The organism is Albimonas donghaensis (assembly GCF_900106695.1).
In the GTDB taxonomy this organism is placed as follows: Bacteria; Pseudomonadota; Alphaproteobacteria; order Rhodobacterales; family Rhodobacteraceae; genus Albimonas; species Albimonas donghaensis.
In genome coordinates this window covers 186,826-205,889 of the sequence record NZ_FNMZ01000001.1, presented here as the reverse complement: position 1 = coordinate 205,889, position 19,064 = coordinate 186,826, and the positions used below count along the sequence as shown (strand labels likewise).

At 72.4% G+C, this 19,064-nt stretch carries 16 protein-coding genes; 10 read left to right on the top strand and 6 right to left on the bottom strand.

What is annotated here, in order from left to right; all coding sequences use genetic code 11:
• Positions 1 to 47: 47 nt before the first annotated feature.
• From BLV24_RS00840 to BLV24_RS00825, 4 genes are all read right to left on the bottom strand, one after another.
• Complete coding sequence (locus BLV24_RS00840; protein ID WP_092679248.1) at positions 48 to 1,652, bottom strand: FMN-binding glutamate synthase family protein; 1,605 nt, start codon at positions 1,650 to 1,652, stop codon at positions 48 to 50.
• A 205-nt stretch (positions 1,653 to 1,857) separates the two neighbouring features.
• Positions 1,858 to 3,456 carry a class I adenylate-forming enzyme family protein gene (locus tag BLV24_RS00835; RefSeq protein WP_092679247.1) on the bottom strand — a complete coding sequence of 533 codons (1,599 nt, stop codon included), beginning with the start codon at positions 3,454 to 3,456 and terminating at the stop codon, positions 1,858 to 1,860.
• A gap of 272 nt (positions 3,457 to 3,728) precedes the next feature.
• Complete coding sequence (locus BLV24_RS00830; protein WP_245710322.1) at positions 3,729 to 5,207, bottom strand: malonyl-CoA decarboxylase domain-containing protein; 1,479 nt, start codon at positions 5,205 to 5,207, stop codon at positions 3,729 to 3,731.
• Between the two features lie 231 nt (positions 5,208 to 5,438).
• Positions 5,439 to 5,936 (bottom strand): winged helix-turn-helix transcriptional regulator, encoded by a 498-nt coding sequence (locus BLV24_RS00825; protein ID WP_092679246.1) that lies wholly within the window; start codon positions 5,934 to 5,936, stop codon positions 5,439 to 5,441.
• Between the two features lie 127 nt (positions 5,937 to 6,063).
• Between BLV24_RS00825 and BLV24_RS22740 the strand changes: the two genes are divergently transcribed.
• From BLV24_RS22740 to BLV24_RS00805, 4 genes are all read left to right on the top strand, one after another.
• Positions 6,064 to 6,660, top strand: coding sequence for a PaaI family thioesterase (locus BLV24_RS22740; protein WP_218133317.1), 597 nt, complete (start codon positions 6,064 to 6,066; stop codon positions 6,658 to 6,660).
• On the top strand, positions 6,660 to 8,123 hold the full coding sequence (locus tag BLV24_RS00815; protein WP_092679245.1) for an MATE family efflux transporter: 1,464 nt from the start codon (positions 6,660 to 6,662) through the stop codon (positions 8,121 to 8,123). The genes BLV24_RS22740 and BLV24_RS00815 overlap by 1 nt, the downstream gene beginning before the upstream one ends.
• Before the next feature lie 244 nt (positions 8,124 to 8,367).
• Positions 8,368 to 9,465 (top strand): GlxA family transcriptional regulator, encoded by a 1,098-nt coding sequence (locus BLV24_RS00810; protein WP_218133316.1) that lies wholly within the window; start codon positions 8,368 to 8,370, stop codon positions 9,463 to 9,465.
• A 61-nt stretch (positions 9,466 to 9,526) separates the two neighbouring features.
• Positions 9,527 to 10,291, top strand: a complete 765-nt coding sequence (locus BLV24_RS00805; RefSeq protein WP_176954575.1) for an SDR family NAD(P)-dependent oxidoreductase — start codon at positions 9,527 to 9,529, stop codon at positions 10,289 to 10,291.
• 43 nt (positions 10,292 to 10,334) lie between these two features.
• Here BLV24_RS00805 and BLV24_RS00800 read toward each other — a convergent pair whose 3' ends face one another.
• Both BLV24_RS00800 and BLV24_RS22735 read right to left on the bottom strand, forming a co-directional pair.
• Complete coding sequence (locus BLV24_RS00800) at positions 10,335 to 11,309, bottom strand: heme-dependent oxidative N-demethylase family protein (RefSeq protein ID WP_092679243.1); 975 nt, start codon at positions 11,307 to 11,309, stop codon at positions 10,335 to 10,337.
• Positions 11,306 to 12,526, bottom strand: a complete 1,221-nt coding sequence (locus BLV24_RS22735) for a class I SAM-dependent methyltransferase (RefSeq protein ID WP_092679242.1) — start codon at positions 12,524 to 12,526, stop codon at positions 11,306 to 11,308. The genes BLV24_RS00800 and BLV24_RS22735 overlap by 4 nt, the downstream gene beginning before the upstream one ends.
• 292 nt (positions 12,527 to 12,818) lie before the next feature.
• Here BLV24_RS22735 and BLV24_RS00790 point away from each other — a divergent pair, with 292 nt between their 5' ends.
• The 6 genes from BLV24_RS00790 (at position 12,819) to BLV24_RS00765 (ending at position 19,056) form a co-directional block, all read left to right on the top strand.
• On the top strand, positions 12,819 to 13,706 hold the full coding sequence (locus BLV24_RS00790; protein ID WP_092679241.1) for an alpha/beta fold hydrolase: 888 nt from the start codon (positions 12,819 to 12,821) through the stop codon (positions 13,704 to 13,706).
• A gap of 306 nt (positions 13,707 to 14,012) precedes the next feature.
• A complete protein-coding gene (locus tag BLV24_RS00785; protein WP_092679240.1) occupies positions 14,013 to 15,425 on the top strand; it encodes an MmgE/PrpD family protein in 1,413 nt (470 codons plus the stop codon).
• A 103-nt stretch (positions 15,426 to 15,528) separates the two neighbouring features.
• Positions 15,529 to 16,026, top strand: coding sequence for a MaoC family dehydratase (locus tag BLV24_RS00780; protein WP_092679239.1), 498 nt, complete (start codon positions 15,529 to 15,531; stop codon positions 16,024 to 16,026).
• Entirely contained in the window at positions 16,023 to 17,288 is a 1,266-nt protein-coding gene (locus BLV24_RS00775) for an acyl-CoA dehydrogenase family protein (RefSeq protein WP_218133315.1), read from the top strand. Before BLV24_RS00780 ends, BLV24_RS00775 begins: the two co-directional genes overlap by 4 nt.
• Entirely contained in the window at positions 17,285 to 17,776 is a 492-nt protein-coding gene (locus BLV24_RS00770; protein WP_092679238.1) for a MaoC family dehydratase, read from the top strand. The genes BLV24_RS00775 and BLV24_RS00770 overlap by 4 nt, the downstream gene beginning before the upstream one ends.
• Positions 17,773 to 19,056 (top strand): CaiB/BaiF CoA transferase family protein, encoded by a 1,284-nt coding sequence (locus BLV24_RS00765; protein WP_218133314.1) that lies wholly within the window; start codon positions 17,773 to 17,775, stop codon positions 19,054 to 19,056. The genes BLV24_RS00770 and BLV24_RS00765 overlap by 4 nt, the downstream gene beginning before the upstream one ends.
• The last annotated feature ends 8 nt before the right edge of the window (positions 19,057 to 19,064 follow it).

The window sequence follows — 19,064 nt, the reverse complement described above, 5'->3', positions numbered from 1 at the left end:
CCGCCCCCTTCCCCGACAGGCGGGAGAGGGGGCGGGACGGGTCGGCCTCAGTCCATGCGCGCGAAGCTTTCGGGCCGGGCCCGGCGCCAGCGGCTCATCAGGCTTTCGTCCTTGCAGGAGCCGTCCAGAAGGCTGCCGTCATGGATCGGAACGAAGAGCAGATCGCCCTCGATGGTTTCGCCCCGCTGCTGGCGGTAGTTGAAGTGATAGGGGCTCAGCTCATAGGGCTGTTCCAGCCCCGCCGCGCCGATCATGTGGCCCAGCGCCTTCAGGGTGTTGTTGTGGAAATTGGCCACGCGCACCGACTTGTCGGCCACGTTCAGGGCCTTCTGGCGCAGCTTGTCCTGGGTGGCGACCCCCACCGGGCATTCGTTGGTGTGGCAGGCCTGAGCCTGGATGCAGCCGACCGAGAACATGAAGCCGCGGGCCGAGTTGCACCAGTCCGCCCCCATCGCCAGCGTGCGGGCGATATCGAAGGCGGTGACCATCTTGCCCGCCGCGCCGATGCGGATGCGTCCGCGGATGCCGGCGCCGCGCAGGGTGTTGTGGACGATCATCAGCCCGTCCTGAAGCGGCATCCCCATGTGGTTGGAGAATTCCAGCGGCGCGGCCCCGGTGCCCCCTTCCGATCCGTCCACGACGATGAAATCCGCGTAGATGTCGGTTTTCAGCATCGCCTTGACGATGCACATGAATTCCCGCCGGTGCCCGATGCAGAGCTTGAAGCCCACCGGCTTGCCGCCCGACAGCTCCCGCAGGCGGCCGATGAACTCCACCATCTCCAGCGGCGTGTTGAAGGCGGAATGCGAGGGCGGGGAGATGCAGTCCTCGTTCATCGGCACGTGACGGGCCTCGGCGATCTCGGGCGTGATCTTGGCGGCCGGCAGCATCCCGCCATGGCCGGGCTTGGCGCCCTGCGACAGCTTCAGCTCGATCATCTTCACCTGCGGATCGGCGGCCTGTTCGGCGAAGCGCTCCTCGTCGAAGCCGCCATCGGGGCGCCGGCAGCCGAAATAGCCGGTGCCGATCTGGAAGATCAGGTCGCCGCCGCCTTCCCGGTGATAGCGCGAAATCCCGCCCTCCCCGGTGTCATGGGCGAAGCCGCCGGCCTTGGCGCCCTTGTTCAGCGCCAGGATGGCGTTGCCCGACAGCGCCCCGAAGCTCATCGCCGAAATGTTGTAGATCGAGGCGTTGTAGGGCTGCTTGCAGTCCGGTCCGCCGATCGACACGCGGAAGTCGAAATCGGTGACATGCTTGGTGGCGACCGAGTGGGTCATCCACGAATAGCCCGCATCGTACACGCGCTCATGGGTGCCGAAGGGCTTCTTGTCCTCGACGTTCTTGGCGCGCTGGTAGACGAGGGAGCGGACCTCGCGGCTGAAGGGCTCTTCGTCCTCGTCGCTTTCGATCAGGTACTGGCGGATCTCGGGGCGGATGCCCTCGAACAGCCAGCGCATATGGCCGATGACGGGATAGTTGCGCAGCACCGCGTGCCGGGTCTGCATCAGGTCGGTGACGCCGAGAATGAACAATCCGGTCATCACCACGCCGGCCAGCGAGGCCATCAGGTCGTAGCCGGGCAAGGCCAGCGCGATGGCGAAGAGCGCCAGCGCCAGGACCCCGGTCAGGACGAAGATCGTGTAGCGCATCATGTCGTCGAGTGCCTTTCCGCCGAGTTTCGCGCGGTCGCCCGCCGAAGCCGGCGGGACCGCGACTCGGTGCTTAGCACGATCACAAGTTGATTTTCCTCCGCCCCGTCAAGAAACGCCCGCCCCGAGCGATCGGGACGGGCGGAACCGCGGGGCGAGCGCGCCCGGCGCAGGGGCGCGGAGCGCAGGCGCAGGCGCAGGCGAAGGCTCAGGCCAGCGAGAGCAGCAGCTTGAGCAGGTTGGGCTTGTCGACCTTCTCGATGGCGTTGCGGGGCAGCACCTCGATGAAGAACACCCGCTTGATCCGTTGCAGCTTGCCCAGGCGGGCGTTGGCATGGGCGATCAGATCGGCCTCGGTCACGGTCGCGCCGGGGCGCAGCACGACGCCGGCCCAGGGGATCTCGCCCCATTCCTCGTCGGGCGCGCCGGCCACGCCGGCCTCCAACACGTCGGGATGGGAGTGCAGGGCCTCCTCCAGGTCGGTGGCGTAGATGTTGAAGCCGCCGGAGATGATCATGTCCTTCTTGCGCCCGGCGAGGAACAGGAACCCGTCCTCGTCGATGCGGCCCAGGTCGCCGGTGCGGAAATAGACCTCGCCGTCCGCCAGCCGCACCAGCGCCTTCTGGGTCAGATCCTCGCGCCCGTGATAGCCGCGCATGACGGTGGCGGAGCGGCCGACGACCTCGCCGACCTCGCCCACGGGCAGGACGTTCAGGTCCTCGTCGATCACCATCAGCTCCGCCCCCGGCGCGGCCTTGCCGACGGAGGCCCACTTGCCCGTGTCGACCTTGAGGTCGAGCGCGGTGCCGATGCCGCCCTCGGTCAGGCCGTAAAGCTCCATCACCTCGCCCGGCCATTCGTCGAGCATCCGCTTCTTGATGGTCGGGGCCAGCGGCGAGGACGTGCAGGTGGTCAGCTTGAGCGAGGAGATGTCGGCGGAGGCGAAGTCCGGGTTGGTCATCAGGCGCTGCACCAGCACCGGGACCAGCATGGTGTTGGTGATCTTCTCCTCGGCCACGATGCGGAACCAGTCGGCGGCGTCGAACTTGCGCTGGAAGCGCACGAAGCCGCCGGCGGCGAGCAGCGGCAGCAGCCCGGCCAGCGTGGTGTTGGAATAGAGCGGGGTGGACAGGATCATGCGGCTGTCCGCGTCCATGCCCTTGGCGTGCATCCGCGGCCATTGGCGGGTGCGCATCATGTGGTCATGGACGATGCCCTTGGGCACGCCGGTCGTGCCGGAGGAATAGATGATGTTGAACAGGTCGTCGGGCCCGATCTCGGGCAGCGTCTCGGGCGCGGGGGCGGACGGGTCGAACAGCGGCTCCCAGCCCGGCGCCTCGAAGTCGAGCGCCAGCTTGCGACGCCCGGCGATGGCGGGATCGGCGGCGAGGATGGCCTCGGCGCGCTCGCGGTAGTCGGCCGACGCGATCATCACCGGCCCCTCGCCGTCGGCGATCATCCGGGTCAGCGTGTCGTCGGCGGCCATGACCGGCAGCGGCGCCACGCAGCCCGCCGCAGTCAGACCCGCGAGATAGGCGAGCGTGTATTCCACCGGCGCGGTGGCCAGCACCGGGATCACGTCGCCCCGCGTCACGCCGCAGGCCATCAGCTTCGCGGCGGCGCGCGCGACGATGCCCGAGAGCTCGCCCCAGGCGATGACCTTCCCGCCGCTTTCGGCCAGGGCCGGGGCGTCGGGACGCTCGGCGGCGTGGCGGCGAACCCGGGCGGGGAGCGGCTCGAAGACATGGCCCGGGGCGTCGAGCGTCTTGATCACCAGCGGAGCGGCGGGTTCGGCGAGGTCGGTCATCGGCGGCGTCCATCCCTTGTCGCCCGTCGCGCCGGGGGCCGGCAGGCGGGCGTTGATCTGCGTTGGGTCGGCGGGCGGGCCCGCGAACTAAGCGGACCTTACCGTTGCGCGACCGGATCGCAAGGCGCGGGTCGTCGCATTCGGACCGCGATGCGGAACGCAGGACCGTCTTGCGCGAGCGCGCCGCCCGCGCCTCCCCTCCTCGGCGTCGAGGGGGGCCAGAGAGCGGGGCGGGCGGACCCTGGCGGAAGGGGGGGGGGCGGCGCCCAGCCTCAGGCGGCGCGGTCGGCGGCCTTGGCCATCTTGCGCACCGGGGCCAGCATGGCGACGGTTCCGTCCTTGCTGAACGCCTCGTGTCGGGCGTCGATCCGGTCGAGGTCGTAGAGGTAGTTCACCATCACGCCATGCGCCTGGGCGAGCCCGCGTTCGGACATGTCGGCGGGCCAGTGCACGTCGGCCAAGGCCGCGCCGTTGCCCAGATGGAACCGCGCCACCGGGTCCAGCGGCCGGCCGTCCGGGGTCCGCGCGTCCTGGTAATAGCGCGCCGCCGCCGCCTCGGCCCGCGGGGTCAGCGCCTTGCGCGCCGCCTCGTCGGTCAGCCAGCCGCGATCGCCCAGCGCCTCCTCCAGCGCGGCGAGGCCCGCGTCCCGCGTCCCCTCCTCCGCCAGCCATGCGGCGAAGCCCGGCGCGGGGGACAGCGTGACGAAGGTCTTGAGCCCCGGCAGTTCCCGCGACAGCTCCTGCACCACCTGCTTGATGAGGAAGGAGCCGAAGGAGACCCCCTTGAGCCCCTTCTGGCAGTTGGAGATCGAGTAGAACACCGCCGTGTCCGCATCCCGCGGGGCCACGGCGCCGCCCCCCGACAGCACCGGCGCGATGGCGCCCGGAACGCCGTCGGTCAGCGCCACTTCGACGAAGACCAGCGGCTCGTCGCCGGTGGCGGGGTGGAAGAAGGCGAAGCAGCGCCGGTCCGGCGGGTCCAGCCGGCGGCGCAGGTCGTCCCAGTCGCGGATTTCGTGGACGGCCTCGTAGGCCACGATCTTTTCGAGGATCGCGGCGGGCGTGTTCCAGTCGATCTCGCGCAGCACCAGAAAGCCGCGGTTGAACCAGGACCGGAACAGATGCGCGAAATCCTGGTCCACGGCGGCCAGCGCCCGATCCTCGCGCAGGGCGGCGAGCAGGTCTTCGCGCATCCGCACCAGCGCGATGGTGCCGCCGGGGCAGAGGTTGAGCGCGCGCAGAAGCTCCTGCCGGCGCGGCTCGGCGGCGCGGACGAGGCCGGCTTCGGCGGCCGCGGCTTCCTCCGCCAGCGCCTGCGGATCGGGGGCGTCCGGGGCGGGTTCGGGCGCGGGTTCGGGCGCCACGGAGAGCATGGGCGCGCCGGCCTCCGTCGTCTCCGCCGGCGCCGTGGCGATCACCGGCGCCGTCGCCGGCGCGGCGGCGTCACGGGCGAGCACCGCGGTTTCCCACCTGGCATAGGCGGCGCGCAGGGCCGCGGCGTCGGCGCCTTCCTCGACCAGCAGGCGGCGGAAGAAATCGGCCTTTTCCGGCGCGGTCAGCTCGCCATAGGCCGCGAGCGCCTCGGCCGCGGCGGCGATCCGCGCGGCTTCGCCCGAGGGGCGAGAGAGCTTGCCGCAGGCCTGTTCCAGCCGCCGCGCCGGCGCTCCCGCCCCGCGGGCCGAAGGGGCGCGATCGTTCAGACGAAGCGCCGACAGCAGGTCCTGCACGAAGTCGATATTGATGCGCGACATGACGGCGGGCTCCGATGCGAGCGGATGGGGACGAGCGACGGCGGGCGAGGGGCGCTTCGGCGCGGAGGTCGGCGGCGCCCCCGGAACCCGCGCCGCCAGTCTAGCCGAAGCCGGCCGATTCCGCGAACCCGGCGCAGGACGGCCGGCCCGCCGCGACGCCGCAGGGCCGCTGCGGGTCCCGTCACGGGCGCCGGTGTCGGTGTCGGGAAGGGCGCCGCGGCGGCGCCCGGTTCAGCCGGCTTCTGCCTCGCCGGCCCCGTCGCCCCCATCGCCCCCGACATCCTCGCCGCTTGCGAACCGGGTGAGCATGTCGCGCGGCCCGATCAGGCGGCCCGAGCGGGCGTCGGCCAGCGTCGGCTCGATCGGCTCGCCCGTGTCGCGGAACACATGGGCGAGGCGCACCCCGTTCTCGCTCGGCAGGCGCCGTTCGCCCCACTCGCCCAGCAGCACCAGGATGGGGCCCAGCTCCTTGCCCGCCTCGGTCAGCCGGTATTCGTGGCGGAGCGGACGCTCCTGGTAGGGCTCGCGGCGCAGGATGCCGTTGGCCTCCAGTCGGCGCAGACGCTCGACCAGCACGTGGCGGGTGACGCCGAGATTGGTCTGGAATTTCTCGAACCGCCGGACGCCGCGGAAGGCGTCGCGCAGGATCAGCAGGGTCCAGCGGTCGCCGACAACCGACAGGCTGCGGGCCACGGGGCAGGCTTCGTCGCTGAGCTCGGTCCATTTCATGCCCCCAATATAGCGCGGCTTGACACGTTCCGAAAGGGAACCTAGCCTCGCCAGCACATTCCAAAAAGGAACTCGCTTTTCGCGATCGCCCGACCCCGGCGCGATCCCGACCGGGAAGGAGCCCCCCATGACCGAAGCCGCCCCCCTGACCGCGCCCGCGCCCGCCGACGCCCGGCCCGCAGATGCCCGCCCCGCAGATGCCCACGCCGCCGGCGCCCGCACCCGCACCTATGACTACGTGGTCGGCGGGCTGAACCTGCGGGCGGCGATGACCATGACCGGGCTGGACTACATGCGGGCGCTGGTGGCGGGCGAGTTCGGGGACCGGCCCTCGATCACCGACACGATCGGCATGTCGATCCCGCATTCGCTGGACTTCGGCACGTGCAGCATCGACGCCGAGCCCGGGGACTGGCTGCTCAACCCCACGGGGGCGGTGCATGGGGGCTTCGCGGCGACGATCCTGGATTCGGTGATGGGGCTGGCCGCGCATACGGCGCAGCCGGCGGGGGTGGGCTACACCACCGCCGAGCTGAAGATCCACTACACCCGCGCCATCCTGCCCGGCCGCGGCCTGCTGCGCGCCACCGGCACGGTGATCCATGCCGGCCGCCAGATGGCCACGGCCGAAGGACGGCTGGTCGGCGTCGAGGACGGCAAGCTCTACGCCCATGGCACCACCACCTGCCTGCTGTTCCCCCTGGCCGAAAGAAGCGCGGCCTGATGGCCGTCTCCGCCGCCGAGGGGGCCGCGCCCGAGGCCGTCGCCGGAGCCGCCCAAGTCGCCGGCGCCGGCGCCAGCCGGGCCGAGGCGCGGCGGAGCGCCCGCACCAGGCTGCTGCTGGAGGCGCCGATCCCCTCGACGCTGGCCCGGCTGGCGGCGCCCAACGTCATCGCCATGGCGACCACCGCCGCGACCTCCATCGCCGAGGGCTGGTTCGCCGGGCGCATCGGGGTTTCGGCGCTGGCCGGGCTGGCGCTGGTGTTTCCCTTCGTGATGCTCACCCAGATGCTGTCGGCCGGCGCCATGGGCGGCGCGATCTCGGCCGCCGTGGCGCGGGCGCTTGGGGCCGGCGACGGGCGCAGAGCCGACCGGCTGGCCCTGCACGCGGCGGTGATCGGGATCGGCGCGGCGGCGCTGACCGCAGGGCTGATGGGGCTGTTCGCCCCCGACCTCTTCGCCCTGCTCGGCGGCGGCGAGGCCGCCCTGCCCCAGGCGCTGGCCTATGCGGCGGTGTTCTTCCCCGGCTGCCTCTGCCACTGGCTGTGCAACGCCCAGCTCTCGGCGATCCGGGGGACGGGAAACATGTTCGTGCCGGCGCTGGCGCTGTTCGCCGCCGCGGCGGGCTCCATCCCCATCGGCGGCGCGCTGGCGCTGGGCTGGGGACCGGCGCCCGCGCTCGGCATGGCGGGGCTGGCGGCGGGCCAGGTGATCTCCTTCGGGATCGCGGGACTGGGCGCCTTCGCCTATATCGCCTCGGGGCGGGCCGGGTTCTCCCTCCGCCGGGCTTTCGGGCGGCTGGAGGCGGGGCTCTTCGCCGACATCCTGCGGGTCGGACTGATGGCCGCGCTGAGCGCGGTGCAGACGGTGGCCACGATCGTCGCCATGGTCGGGCTGGTCGGCCGCTTCGGCGAGGCGGCGCTGGCCGGCTACGGGCTGGGCGCGCGGCTGGAGTTCCTGATGGTGCCGATCGTGTTCGGCATGGGCGCCGCGATGACCGCCATGGTCGGCGCCAATATCGGGGCCGGCCAGCGCGCGCGGGCGCTGCGGGTGGCCTGGACCGGCTCGCTGGCCGCGGCGGGGTTCGTGGGAAGCATCGGCGGGGTGATGGCGATTTTCCCGGACCTGTGGCTGGGCCTGTTCCTCGGCCCCGAGAACACCGGCGCGCTGGAGGCGGGACGGATGTATTTCCGCACCGTCGGCCCCTTCTACTTCTTCTTCGCGCTGGGGCTGGCGCTGTATTTCGCCAGCCAGGGCGCAGGGCGGGTGCTGTGGCCGACCGTGGCGGGCTTCGCGCGGCTGGCGATCGCGATCGGCGGCGGCGCGGCGCTGACCGGATCGCTCGGCTTCGGATTGCAGGGCGTGTTCCTGGCGGTGGCGGGGGGGATGCTCGTCTATGGCGTGGTGACCGCCGGCGCCCTGCGGCTGGGCGCCTGGGGGCGGAACGGGGCCGGCGCGCGCGGATAGCGCGAATCGGACCCCGTTGCGTCCCGCAATCAAATCCCCGCAAGCGCCCGTATTATAATGATTTACTCGCGTTCAGTGGCGAACGCGAACCGCTGCCGGGGGATCAAGGCGCAATATCCGGCGCAACCGCCCGAATATCAGGCGCGGAGCCGCGCCGCGCATTGACTGGCGCCCCCGCACCACGAATGCTGGCCCCACGTCGCAAACGTGAATTCGCTCAGACGCGGCGTGGAAGGACCCGAACATGCCGCTGTCTGGCGCCGCAAGACCGGCCATTGGGCGAGGCGGGACAGAGGATCCCGACAGGATCGGAGACGCGCCGGACGCATCGTCCCGCGTCGCCGCCCCGCTCCGAGGCCGAGCCCGCCCCACCGCCGGCCTGCACCGCCCCGGAGGGCCCGACGGCCCCGCCGCCGCCGCTCCGATCCGCTGGGCGATCCTGGTCGCGCCCGGCTTTCCGATGATGGCCTTCGCCAACCTGGTGGAGCCGCTGCGCGCCGCCAACGAACTGGCCGGGCGGCCGCTGTATTCCTGGCGACTGGTGTCGCCGGACGGGGCCGAGGTGCGGGCCTCCTGCGGGATCGCGCTGCGCCCCGACCAGGGCGCCGACAGCGCGCCGCCGGCCGAGCGCATCGTGGTGTGCACCGGCGGCGCCGCCGACGCGCGCCCCCCGGGGCCCGAGATCGCGTGGATCCGCCGCTCGCTGCGCGCCGGCGCCCGGGTCGGCGCGGTGGCCGACGGCGCCTTCCTGCTGGCCCGCGCCGGGCTGCTGAACGGCCATGCCTGCACGCTGCACGACCGCTCCCGCTCCGCCTTCGCGGCGGCCTTTCCCGATCTGGAGCTGCGCCGCGAGATTTTCGTGATCGACCGCACCCGCTTCACCTCGGCCGGGGGCGCGGCCGCCTTCGACATGATGCTGGCGCTGATCGCCGAGGATGGCGGCCCGGCGCTGGCCGGCGCGGTGGCGGACTGGTTCGTTCACGCCCAGCGCAATCCCGGCGCCCGCCCGCCCGAGCCCTCGTCGCGCGCCGCGCTGGTCGCCGACGCGATCGCCGAAATCGAATCCGGCGGCGGCGAGACCCGGCTCGACGTGGCGGGCCTGGCCGGGGCGCTGGGCGTGTCCTCGGACCGGCTGGAGCGCGCCTTCCGCGCCGAGACCGGGCTGACGCCGGGCGCCTGGGACCGCCGCGCCCGCCTGCGCCGCGCCGCGGACCTGCTGGAACGCTCGACCCTGCCGGTGCGCGAGGTCGCGATGGCCTGCGGCTACACCAGCCTCTCGGCCTTTTCGCGCGCGTTCCGGGCCGAGCATGGCCGCGCCCCCCGCGAATCCCGACGCCGCTGACGCAAGACGCGGCCCCCGTCCCGCCCCAGACTTCCCCCTCAACAAGGGAGAAGGAGCGGGCATGGACGGGAATGCGGACGCAACCGGACGCGAACTGGCGGGGATGCCGGCGCTGATCACCGGCGCGGGCTCGGGCATCGGGCGGCGCACGGCGCTGCGCCTGGCCGCGATGGGGGCGCCGGTGGCGCTGACCGATATCGACGGCCAGGCCGCCGACGCGGTGGCGCGCGAGCTGCGCGCCGCGGGGGCCGAGGCGTGCTCGATGCGCGCCGACGCCGCCGATCCCGACGACCACGCCGCCGCCGTGGCGATGGCGGTGGAGGCGTTCGGGTCGCTGAAGCTGGCGGTGAACAACGCCGGCGTCGGCAGCCAGCGCGCCACGGTCGTCGACACCAAGGTCGAGGACTGGAACGCCATCATCTCGGTCAACCTGACCGGCGTGTTCCTGGGCATGCGCGCCCAGATCCCCAAGATCCTGGAATCGGGGGGCGGCGCGGTGGTCAACATCTCCTCCGTGCTGGGGCGGGCGGCGCGGGGCGGGGCCTCGGCCTATGTGGCCGCCAAACACGGGGTGATCGGGCTGACCGCCTCCGCCGCCATCGAATATTCGGCGCTGGGCGTGCGGGTGAACGCGGTCTGCCCGGGCTTCATCCGCACGCCGATGACCGCGCATCTGGAGGCCGAGACGCTGGTCCCCCTGCACCCGATCGGCCGGCTGGGAGAGCCCGAGGAGGTGGCCGAGGTCATCGCCTTCCTGCTTTCGCCCCGCGCCTCCTTCGTCACGGGCGCGGCTTATCCGGCCGATGGCGGGTTCCTGGCGCTCTGAGCGGGCCGCCCCGGCGGAGGGGCGGGCGGACGGCGGGCGGCGGCTATCGCGTCGGCCGCCGCGCCGCCCCAACCTCCGCTTCAGGTTCCGCCCCGGATTCCGCCCCCGATTCCGCCGCAGCGCGGGCGCGCAGGGCGGGGGAGACCTTGCGGACCGCAAGCTCCTCCGGCAGCGCCTGGAGGGTGGCGTGCAGGCCGCGCCACTGTTCGGAGCTCATCGCCTCGGCCGGCGACACCATGGTCCGCACCCCGAACACCACCGCCCGGCTCCGCGGCAGGCGTAGCACGGTCTGACGTTCGACCCGCAGCCAGGCGTCGTCGCCGTTCTCGGCGAGGCGGTCATGGCCGGCGGCGGTCTTCAGGGCCTCGCGCATCGGGGTCACGATGTCGGGGCGCCCGGCGAAATGCCAGTTCCCCCGCCACAGCGGCCGGCCCGGCTGCACCCCGTCGAAGAACCGCTGCACCCGGCGCGACAGGTCCCCGGCATATTCGGGCACCGGCATGTGGATGCGCAGCAGCGCCTTGCCGATCTTCTCCGACAGGGTCCAGTGGGCCGGAAAGCACAGCACGCCGGCGACGAGGCGATGCTCCTCCTCGCCCTCGGCCTTCCGCATGATCAGCAGGTCGTCCTGCACCAGCCGGCCGGCGGCGGCCATGGAAGGCAGGGCGCGCGTGTCGACCTCGACCCCGTCGGGGCGGCGCACCCGTCCGTCCGCGCGCACCTTGTAATCGGGGCGGGCGCCGAGATGGATCAGGATCTCCTCCAGCAGCTCGGCGGCGGCGGCCTCGCCTTCGGGGAGCGTGTCGAAGGCCCAGTCCGGGCTGTGGGCGATCAGCGCGTCGCGCAGGCGCATCTGGCCGGAATGGTCCTCGTCCACATGGAACCAGTCGGCCGGGTCCAGCGGCGCGATCCCCGGCGCCACCGCGCTGCGCGGATGGACGAAGGGCGCCACCGGAACATGGCTCAGCGCCCAGTCGGGCCGGTCGGCGAGGTCGCGGGGGCCGATCGCATCGCTCATGATTTCAGCCCTTTCGAGAACCGCAGCAGGTTGACCCCGGTCAGCGCGCGGACCGCCGGCCCGAAGGCCTGGGCGAAGGCGAACCAGTCGAGCCCCGCCCCCTTCGAGATGTCGCCGAGGCTGCGCCCGCCCCCGATCCGCGCCAGCAGGGGCGCGGTGGGCTTCGGGATCTCCACCCAGTGCCGCAGGCCCGAGACGGTGATCCGGAACCCCCCGTCCTGCGCCACCTTGCGCGCCAGCGCGCCCGCCTCCAGCCCGTTGAGCCGGGGGACCGCATCCGCCGCCATCCGGGCCATCGCCTGACCGGCCCGGGCGGCGGGGGCCGCGTAGACCACATGCATCCGCATGTTGCCGGCCAGACGCTCCGCCATCGCCCAGCGCTCGGGTTCGGACAGGGCGGCGAGGCGCTCCCGGAAGGCCGGCGTTCCGGGCAGGTATTGCGCGGGGTCGTAGCGCATGGGTTCGAGGAAGGAGACGAGGCCGAGCCCCGCGCCCTCCAGCGCCGCGAGCAGTTCCGCCACCGAATAGGGACGGTCGCGGGAATGCAGCAGCAGGTCGTAGAGGCCCGCGTCGCTCTCCTTGTGGTCGCCCACGAAGGGATTGCGCAGAAAGCCGTTGGTCTCGGGCAGCGCGCCCAGCGCCTCGCGCGCCAGGGCCACCTGGGTTTCCGGCGCGTCGCCGCCCAGCAGGGCGCGGAACGCCTCCTGCATCGGGTAGACGCCGTCGCGGCCCAGGGGGGCGTAGACCATCAGGCCCATGCCGCCCTCGGGGCTCAGCGCGCCGGCCAGCGCGGCGAAGCCCGCCTGCGGGTCCGGCAGATGATGGAGCACGCCGCAGCAGTCGATATAGTCGAAGGGCGCGCCGGGCAGATCGGCCGCGTCCAGCAGCGAGCCCGTGACATAGGTCGCCGAAAGCCCGCGGCGTTCCATGCGCGCCTCGGCCACCGCGCGCGAGGCCTCGGACATGTCCACATAGGTCAGCTCGGCCGGACGCCCGGCATCGGCCAGCTTCTGCGCGATCATCACCAGCGCGTCGCCGGCCCCGCCGCCGGCGATCAGCGCGCGGAAGGGCCGCGACCAGTCGCGACGGCCGCGGAACAAGAAATGGTCGATCTCGATCGGGTCCGAGGGCGAGCCGACGATCAGCCGCCTGTCCTCATCGGCCGGATCGCGGGCGGGATAGGGATAGGTCTCGTATTGCCGTCTGACCGGATCCATGCGCCGTCCCCCTGGTTTCGCCCCCCTCCAGGGTCGTGGTTGCGCCCCCGTCTTCCGGCGTGCGGCGCCCTGCGTCAAGGGCCGGAGGCGCCTGCCGCGCCGACAACGCCGCGTTGCGGGGGGGGGCGCGGGGGGGTGCAGGGGGGTGCGGGGGCGAAGTCGGCGGGCGCGCAGGCGCGGGGGCGCGGCTCGAAAGGTGACAGCGCCGGCCGGGACCGATAGCCCTTGAGGGAACAGGGCCGGCGACGGACGCGCCTCCGCCGAAACGGCCCGCCGCCAAGGGAGGACCCCCATGAACCGCGAGACCATCGAGGCCAACGGCCTGACCTTCTCCTGCCTCGCCGAAGGCCCGCGCGACGCGCCGATGCTGCTGATGCTGCACGGTTTCCCCGAGTTTTCGGGCGGCTGGGAGGAGATGATCGCACGCCTCTCGGACCGCTATTTCTGCGTGGCGCCGGATCAGCGGGGCTACAACCTCTCCGACAAGCCGGCCGAGGTCTCGGCCTATTCCACCGGCAAGCTGGTGTCGGACGCGGTGGCGATCCTCGACCACTACCGCCCCGGCGGGCGGGCCCATGCGCTGATCGGGCATGACTGGGGGGCGGGCGTCGCCTACGCCGCCGCGATGCGGGCGCCCGAGCGGTTCGAGCGGCTGATCATCGCCAACGGCGTGCATCCCCTGCCCTTCCAGCGCGCGCTGGCGACGGATCCCGCGCAGGGGGCGGCGAGCCAGTACATCCACTTCCTCCGCCAGCCCGACAGCCATGAGAAGCTCGCCGCCGACGATTTCGAGGGCGTGATGCGGATGCTGTGGGCGAAGATGGACGTGTCCTGGATGACGCCGGAGGTGATGGCGAAATACAAGGCCGCCTGGGGCCAGCCCGGCGCGATGAACGGCATGGTGAACTGGTATCGCGCCGCGCGCATCGCGGTGCCGCCGCCGGGCGGGACGCTGGCGCCCGGGGACATTCCGGACCTGCCGGCGGAGGCGATGCGCATCACCATGCCCCACCTGCTGATCTGGGGGATGGACGATTCCGCCCTGCTGCCGGTCAGCCGCGAGGGGCTGGAGGATCTGTGCGACGACCTCACGCTGCGCGAGATCGAGGGCTGCGACCACTGGCTGATGCACCAGAAGCCCGACGAGGTCGCCGCCCTGATGCGCGCCTTCCTCGACTGACCTTCGCCCCCCGGCGCCCCCCTGGCGCCCCCCTGGCGCCCCTGACGGCGCCGCCGGGCGCCCCCCTTTCCCGTTGCGGCGCCAAGCCGTCCCGGCCGCGTGAGCGGTCGGGCGCGAGCGTGCTCGCGCGGACGGCGGCGTGGAGCTGCGGCGTCAGGCTTCGGCGGGGGGCTTCGGCGGGCGCGGGCCGCTTGCGCCGAGACCGCGGAATGAGGACGCCGGAACGTCTATCAGACTCCTGATATCGGGTATCGCGGATGCGATGGCGCTTGGCGGGCCGGTCCGGGCGGCGCCAAGATCGCGGCCATGGACAACAGCACCCTCGCCCGCCCCGCCGTCCCGACAGGCGCCGGCCCGGCCCCCACCCCCCCCGGACCGACGGCGGAGATGGCCGCCTGGCTCTCCGCCTTCCGCCCCGCCGACCTGACGCCCGCCGCCCGCGCCTGGGCCCGCGCCTGTCTGCTGGACTGGTCCGCGGTGACCGTCGCGGGCTCGGCCGAGCCGCTCTCCGCGCTCCTGCGCGACGAACTGGCGCCCGAGCCCGCGTCCCGGTCCTCCGGCGCCCGCATCGTCGCCTCCGGCGGCCGCCGCGCCGGGCTGGCCGACGCGGCCCTGATCAACGGCGCCATGTCCCATGCGCTCGACTTCGACGACGTGCACCGGCGGATGCACGGCCACCCCACCGTCGCCATCGCCCCCGCCGTGCTGGCGCTGGCCGAGGATCTGGGCGCCTCCGGCGACCAGCTCATCGCCGCGTTCGTGGCGGGGCTGGAGGTCGCCGGCGCCCTGGGCGCGATGATGGACGACGCCCATTACGAGCACGGCTTCCACGCCACCGCGACCGTGGGAACCGTGGCGGCGGCGGCGGGCTGCGCCCAGCTGATGGGCCTCGACCCCGAACGCGCCGCCTGGGCCCTGTCGCTCGCCGGCACCCAGGCCGCGGGTCTGAAGGCCAATTTCGGGACCATGGCCAAGCCCCTCCATGCCGGCCGCGCCGCCTCGAACGGACTGCTCTCCGCCCGGCTCGCGGCCCGCGGCTTCACCGCCCGCCCCGACGGGCTGGAATGCGAACAGGGGTTCGGCCCGACGCTGTCGACCGCCTTCGCCCCGGCGCCCTTCCGCCCCGATCCCGCGGCCCCGTTCGAGGTCGAGGAGGTGCTCTTCAAGTATCACGCCGCCTGCTACCTGACGCATTCCGCCATCGAGTCGCTCAAGACCCTGCGCGCCGAGTCCGGCATCGGGGCCGAGGATCTGGAGCGTCTCGTCCTCCATGTCCCCGTCACCCACACCCGGGTCTGCGACATCCGCGAGCCGCGCTCGGGACTGGACGTGAAGTTCTCGATCCGCTCGCTGGCCGGGCTGACGCTGATGGGGGCCGACACCGCCGCGCTCGATCTCTACACCGACGCCACCGCCCGCGACCCGAAGGTCGCCGAGCTGCGCGGGCGGGTGGAGGTCGATCCCCGGCCGGTCGGAACCTCGCCCCGCCACGGCGCCGCGATCACGCTGACCACGAAGGACGGCCGGACCTTCCGCGCCGAGGCCAATGTGGGCGTCCCCGCCACCGACCTCGCCGCCCAGCAGGGCAGGCTGGAGACGAAGGCCCGCGCCATCGCGCCCCCCGTCATCGGCGAGGCGCGGGCCGAGGCGATGATCGCCGCCGCCGCCGGGCTGGACGGGGCGCCGGACCTGTCGGCCCTGCTCGACGCCATCCGCTGACCCGATCCGCCGACCCGGCGACCCGGCGACCCGCCGACCGCACAAGAAAACCAGAAGAGTCCGGCCCGATCCGGACCTCGCCCCAGGGAGGAAACCGCAGCTCATGTCCCATGAGACCGTCGTCGCGCGACTGAAGGCCGAGGCGAAGCCCTGGCCCCGCGGCAATCGCTACGAGGATTTTTCGCCCGGCCGGGACTTCGCCCACCATTGGGGGCGCACGGTGACGGAGGCGGACAACACGCTCTTCTCCATCCTCACGCTCAACTACAACCCGCAATACACCAACGCCGAGATCGCGCGGGCCAACGGCCATCCCACGACCCCGGTGAACCCGCTGCTGGTGTTCAACACCGTGTTCGGCCTGTCGGTGGAGGACCTGTCGGAGGGCGGCGGCCCGTTCCTCGGCGTCGAGGATTGCGAATACCTCGCCCCGGTCTTTCCCGGCGACACGCTGACCGCCCGGTCCCGCGTGATCGACGCCCGCGAAAGCGACAAGCGCCCCGCCTTCGGCATCGTCACCTGGGCGACGCAGGGCTTCAACCAGCGCGGGGAGGAGGTCATCCGCTTCCGGCGCACCAACCTGGTGAGGAAACGCGCATGAACGCCCCCCACGACAGCGCCCATTCGGCCGACGGCCGCGGCTACTTCACCGAAGAGCGCATCATGATCCGCGACAGCGCCCGCGACTTCACGATGCGCGAGGTGCTGCCCGTCGCCAACGCGCTCGACGGTCCCGACGGCCAGATCCCCATGGAGCTGCGCCGGAAGATGGCCGACATGGGCTATTTCGGCGTGACCATCCCCGAGGAATACGGCGGGCTCGGGCTCGGCTGCTTCGAATACTGCCTGATCGCCGAACAGCTCGCGCGCGGCTGGATGTCGGTCGCCTCGATCATGGCGCGCGGCCAGGGCGGCTGGATCCGCCGGGCGATGAGCCCCGAGATGCAGGCCGAATACCTGCCCCGCGTGGTGCGCGGCGAATATCTCAACGCCTCCAGCCTGTCGGAGCCGGGGACGGGATCGGACCTCGCCTCGATCTCCTGCCGGGCGGTGCGGGACGGGGACGACTGGGTGCTGACCGGGTCCAAGTACTGGTGCACCTTCGCGGACGGCTGCGATTACATGACCGTCTTCGCCCGCACCGCGCCGCCGCCCAGCTCGTCCAAGCGCTGGATGGGGATTTCCTGCTTCATGATCGAGAAGCCGCGCGGCGAGCTTCCCAAGGGCGTCTCGGGCTCGAAGATCCCCAAGATCGGGTATTTCGGCTGGAACACGCTGGAGCTTTCCTTCGACGGCTGCCGCGTCCCCGCCTCCCACCTGATCGGAGAGGAGGGGAAGGCCTTCCTGATCATGGCCAAGGGGCTGGAGACCGCCCGCGCCCACACCGCCGCCCGCGCCATCGGGCTGGCGCAGGGCGCGCTGGAGGACGCCACCGCCTACATGCTGGAGCGCACCCAGTTCGGCCGCCCCATCGCCGAATTCCAGGGCCTGCGCTTCAAGCTGGCCGAGATGGCGAGCCAGGTCGAGGCCGCCCGGCAGCTGATGTATTTCGTGTGCAACGAGATCGACCAGGGCCGCCGCTGCGACAAGGAGGCGTCGATGGTCAAGCTCTTCGCCTCCGAGATGGCGGAGCGGGTGACCTCGGACGCGCTGCAGATCCTCGGCGGCGCCGGCTACACCACCCTGCACGCGGTGGAACGTCACTGGCGGGACGCCCGTCTCACCAAGATCTTCGAGGGCACGTCGCAGATCCAGATGCGGATCATCTCCGACAACCTGCTGGGCAAGTCGGGGGTGGATCGCTGGATCGCCGACCAGGCGTTCGAACAGGCGTGGGGCGACAAGCCGGAGGGGGCCGAATGAGCGCCTCCGCCGCCCTCACCTCCGCGAACAACTATTTCGAGGACTTCGCCCCCGGCGACCTGTGGCGACACCGCCGCGGCAAGACGGTGACCGAGATGGACAATGTCCTGCTGACCAACCTGGTGATGAACACCGCCGAGGGGCATTTCAACGAACACGCCATGCAACAGGGCGCCTCGGGGATCTTCGCGCAGCGGGTGGTGTTCGGAGGGATCAACCTGTCCATGACCCTCGGGCTGGCGGCGCAGGACACCGCCGAGCAGGTGCTGTCGGAAGTCTCGATGACCGGCATCCGGCTGTCGAACCCGGTGTTCCATGGCGACACGCTCTATGCCTTCACCGAAGTGCTCTCCGCCGCGCCCTCGGACCGCGAGGACGCCGGGCTGGTGACGTTCCGGCACTACGGGATCAACCAGGACGACAAGCTCTGCGTGCAGGCGGACCGCACCGCGCTGATGAAACGGCGCAGCCATTGGGGGGCGGCGTGAGCGCGCCGCCCGCCCCCTCTCCCGCCCCGCCCGCAGGCCGCTTTCCGGGCGCGCCGCAGGGGGGCGCGCTGGAGGGGCTGACCGTCATCGACCTGACCATGATGCTGGCCGGGCCCTACGCCTCGATGATGCTGGCCGACCAGGGCGCGCGGGTCATCAAGGTCGAGCCTCCCGGCGGCGACAACACGCGGCGCATCGGGCCCTGGGCCGAGGGCCAGACCCGGATGGAGGACGGCGGCTACGGCGCCTATTTCGCCTCGATCAACCGCAACAAGCGCTCGGTCGTGCTGGACCTGAAGTCGGAGGACGGCAAGGCCGCGCTGCTCCGCATGATCGAGCAGGCCGACGTGGTGATCGAGAACTACCGGCTCGGCGTCATGGACCGGCTCGGCCTGCCCTGGGAGCGGCTGCAGGAGATCAATCCGCGGCTGGTCTACGCCTCGGTCCGCGGCTTCGGAGACAGGCGGGGCGGCGCCAGCCCCTATGCGGACTGGCCCGCCTACGACCCCATCGCCCAGGCCATGGGCGGGATCATGGGCATCACCGGGCCGGAAAAGGACGGCCCGCCCACCAAGATCGGCCCCGGCGTGGGCGACATCGTGCCGGCGATGTGGGCGGCCTTCGGCGTGGTTTCGGCCTGCTGGAACGCGGCGCGCACCGGCCGGGGGCAATATGTGGACGTGGCCATGGTCGACGGGGTGCTGGCGCTGTGCGAGCGGCTGGTCTTCCAGTACGGCGCGTCCGGCGCGGCGCCGGGGGTGGAGGGCAACTACCACCCGCTGCTGCATCCGTTCGGCCTGTTCCGGGCGAAGGACGGCTGGTTCAGCCTCGGCATCCCCAAGGACCTGTTCTGGGGCCGCTTCACCCGCCGCATCGACCGGCCGGAGCTGGAGCACGACCCCCGCTTCGCCACCAACGACGCCCGGCTGCTGAACCGGGAGGCGGTGACCGCCTTCCTCGAAGACTGGGCCGGAACCCGCACCCGCGCGGAGATCGCCGAGACCCTTGGCGGCGTCATCCCCTTCGCCCCGGTCTACCGGGCCGACGACATCTTCGCCGACCCGCATTTCGCGATCCGCGAGATGCTCGCCGCCGTGGAGGCGCCCGGCGCCGACGCCCCCCTCACCGTCGCCGGCACGCCCGTGCGCATGACCGGCACGCCGGGCGGGGTCCGCCGACGCGCCCCGCTGATCGGCGAGGACACCGACGAGATCCTCGCCGAGTTCGGCTTTTCGACCGACCAGATCGCCGCCCTTCGCGCCTCCGGCGCCGTGGCCTGACCCCTGAG